6 protein-coding genes and 1 other RNA gene are annotated in these 2,370 nt (G+C 52.4%); 5 read left to right on the top strand and 2 right to left on the bottom strand.

All coding sequences use genetic code 11. The features are described 5' to 3' along the window. Positions 1-343 precede the first annotated feature (343 nt). A complete protein-coding gene (locus ACO6BQ_RS12415; RefSeq protein ID WP_489121431.1) occupies positions 344-580 on the top strand; it encodes an aminotransferase in 237 nt (78 codons plus the stop codon). 17 nt (positions 581-597) lie between these two features. On the opposite strand, the gene ACO6BQ_RS12410 is transcribed toward ACO6BQ_RS12415, so the two are convergent. Beyond that, a complete protein-coding gene (locus ACO6BQ_RS12410; protein ID WP_489121429.1) occupies positions 598-744 on the bottom strand; it encodes a hypothetical protein in 147 nt (48 codons plus the stop codon). 102 nt (positions 745-846) lie between these two features. Here ACO6BQ_RS12410 and ACO6BQ_RS12405 point away from each other — a divergent pair, with 102 nt between their 5' ends. Then, positions 847-1,164, top strand: coding sequence for a hypothetical protein (locus tag ACO6BQ_RS12405; RefSeq protein ID WP_489121428.1), 318 nt, complete (start codon positions 847-849; stop codon positions 1,162-1,164). On the opposite strand, the gene ACO6BQ_RS12400 is transcribed toward ACO6BQ_RS12405, so the two are convergent. Beyond that, on the bottom strand, positions 1,144-1,515 hold the full coding sequence (locus tag ACO6BQ_RS12400; protein WP_489121425.1) for a hypothetical protein: 372 nt from the start codon (positions 1,513-1,515) through the stop codon (positions 1,144-1,146). The two genes, ACO6BQ_RS12405 and ACO6BQ_RS12400, sit on opposite strands and share 21 nt — an antisense overlap. A 103-nt stretch (positions 1,516-1,618) precedes the next feature. On the opposite strand from ACO6BQ_RS12400, the gene ACO6BQ_RS12395 reads away from it, so the two are divergent. From ACO6BQ_RS12395 to ACO6BQ_RS12385, 3 genes are all read left to right on the top strand, one after another. Then, positions 1,619-1,774 (top strand): hypothetical protein, encoded by a 156-nt coding sequence (locus tag ACO6BQ_RS12395; protein ID WP_489121422.1) that lies wholly within the window; start codon positions 1,619-1,621, stop codon positions 1,772-1,774. Positions 1,775-1,790: 16 nt separating this feature from the next. Beyond that, positions 1,791-1,854, top strand: an RNA gene (locus ACO6BQ_RS12390) — hammerhead ribozyme type II. A 74-nt stretch (positions 1,855-1,928) separates the two neighbouring features. Further along, positions 1,929-2,324 (top strand): hypothetical protein, encoded by a 396-nt coding sequence (locus ACO6BQ_RS12385; RefSeq protein ID WP_489121419.1) that lies wholly within the window; start codon positions 1,929-1,931, stop codon positions 2,322-2,324. Positions 2,325-2,370: the final 46 nt, after the last annotated feature.

Genomic DNA, 2,370 nt, shown 5'->3' with positions numbered 1-2,370 from the left:
CGGTAGGGCGCTGCTTACACCCTACCGTTTCAGAATCCGGCGTTCAATTACTTCTTACCACGCGAGGGGCGTTGTGCAAGAGCACTTCCCGCAGCTGTCTTGGATGCCGTGCCTGTGTGACCATCACGCAGAACTTTGGACGCCGCACTTGCTGCACGAGCAGAAGGACAAGACGGCGTGAGCCGCGCAGCAGAGAGGAGGTGAGGATATGAAAGAGTTTGATTGGGGTACGCTGCTTTTCTACATACTCGGATTAGCTACTGGATTCGGGGTCATTGTAGCCATTGGACGGCTAAACTAGCCGACACAGCGGAGGCTACACCGGCAAGGGGAAGGTGAATCTATGGAGATAGATGTTGATCTTCTTAAGGCGAAGCTGAAGTATCACAAGCACACGTATCAAGCTGTGGCTGCCGCACTGGGTATGAATCGTGATACTTTTGCACGTCGCATTGGGAGCGGAAGATTTACGGTGGAACAGGTACATGGTTTGATGATGTTCGTGCCGCTGACCTTGGATGAAGTTGTGCAAATTTTTTTCCCAACAAAAGAGGCAAGATGCCAGAACATCTTACCTTGAAGGGGGGAGTGACAACGTTACTTCTTACCACGCGAGGGGCGTTGTGCAAGAGCACTTCCCGCAGCTGTCTTGGATGCCGTGCCTGTGCGACCATCACGCAGAACTTTGGACGCCGCACTTGCTGCACGCGCAGAAGTGACTTTACTGCTGTTGGACTTCGCCATATACTCACCTCCTTCTATACTTTGCTTGAATTGTGCCATATATATGGTTTGTATTCAAGCAAGCACTATATATTGTGATTCAGAAAATGAGGAGATGAGAAGATGACAAAGGAAGAGCGTGCCGCACTGGAAAAGAGACTCCTCCACGCAAAGACGAAAGAGGAGTATGTTTCTCTCGGTGTTCGGTTGTTTCAACCACTCGTTGATGTAGACAATCTGGAAGAGGTTTTGGCTGAGAATTGGGAGGAAAAACAACGCGAGACACCGGCAGAGCACCGCCGCCGCAAGTGGGAGGCGTTCTGGTGGAAGGTGACAAAGCCTTTACGATTGATTGCGGATGGTGGATTGGACATAGCAATTTTGATCGCGTTTATCGCGCTCATCATTGCAGCAATCGCGCTATTTCGCCCCGCGCAGTAGTTCGTAGAGGATTGTCACAAGGTCAAAAGACGGCGGCTTTAAAAGGGCGAGAATGGAGATACCGATTGCGGTATAGCTGAGTATGAGGGCACGCGTTGTTTTCCTGTGGTCTCTCACACATTCTGAACCTTTCAAGGTGAGATACAGTCTGCTGTGACGATCTTGTGCAATGTAACCGAGTTCTGTGAGTTCGGTTCGCGCACGTTGTATCTCATCGTTGGTTAGGATGTGCCCCATCAGAGGGGAATGTTCTTTATCGTCCAATGAGACAATCTGACGAGGAGCATCATAGATTTTCTCAAGGTAGATCATCGACGGATGTGTATGAAATGTGGATGTTATTTTAAACATATTGTCACTTCCTTTCATCGTCATTGTAGCACGGCAGGAAGGAGGGCAACAACCGTAAGCGCAGAGGCACGCAGCATCCGCGCAACAGAGAGGAGGTGAGGGGATGGAGGTCATCATCAAAGGCGAGGCAAAAGAAATCGCCGCCCTGCTGTTTGAAGTCGAAGGGCGGCGAAGCGTTCCGTTTGTCGGAGAGTGTCAAGAATCCGCATTGGGAGATGAGAAAGATGAGCTGGTTATTTGCCGACCAGATGGCATTTAAAGATGTAGACATATATAGCCGAAACGGGCGCAAGCCCGTCCGCAGGGAACGACCTCCCTGCGCTGATGAGGCAGGTCACGTCCCGCCCGTTCCGAGGCGAATCATGGTAGATAGCAAAGATGGCGGGGCGTGGCTTGATGAAGGAGGTGAGGTCATGGGAAAGACAGCGACGGATGCGGCGGCGGATGCTTTCGTCGCGGGGCTCATGGTGGGCTTTGACCGCATCGCGGATGAGAAGCTGACGGAGAAGGTTGATGCGTTGGAGCAGCGGATTGTCGAGCGTCTGCCAAAGGTGGTGGCACTGCCGCCGAAACCTGCGGAGAATCCGCTCGAACGACTGCTGAGTGTCGGCGAGGTCGCCGATCTGCTCGGATGTTCGCCGCGTACGGTACAGACACGGATGGATAAGGGCGATCTGGTTTATGTACTTCTTGACCCGAGCAGCAATCAGCGGAAAGCCCTATATTCGTGGGTGGTGGAGTATATGCACAGCCTCCCGCGCTATACGGGCAAGGTCAAGGAAAAAAAGGAGGTCAAAGTCCATGCGTGAGTTCTTGAAGGCGGCTCTCGTTGGCGGCGCATTCGTCGCGGCGGCA

Source organism: Centipeda sp. (in: firmicutes) (genome assembly GCF_057271695.1).
Note: the sequence above shows the minus strand (reverse complement) of the source record. Positions and strands in the feature narration are given on the sequence as shown.

Bases quoted from the DNA above. Each gene is read 5' to 3' on its own strand.
- ACO6BQ_RS12415 (WP_489121431.1), top strand. From the start codon at position 344: ATGGAGATAGATGTTGATCTTCTTAAGGCGAAGCTGAAGTATCACAAG.
- ACO6BQ_RS12410 (WP_489121429.1), bottom strand. From the start codon at position 744: ATGGCGAAGTCCAACAGCAGTAAAGTCACTTCTGCGCGTGCAGCAAGT.
- ACO6BQ_RS12405 (WP_489121428.1), top strand. From the start codon at position 847: ATGACAAAGGAAGAGCGTGCCGCACTGGAAAAGAGACTCCTCCACGCA.
- ACO6BQ_RS12400 (WP_489121425.1), bottom strand. From the start codon at position 1,515: ATGTTTAAAATAACATCCACATTTCATACACATCCGTCGATGATCTAC.
- ACO6BQ_RS12395 (WP_489121422.1), top strand. From the start codon at position 1,619: ATGGAGGTCATCATCAAAGGCGAGGCAAAAGAAATCGCCGCCCTGCTG.
- ACO6BQ_RS12385 (WP_489121419.1), top strand. From the start codon at position 1,929: ATGGGAAAGACAGCGACGGATGCGGCGGCGGATGCTTTCGTCGCGGGG.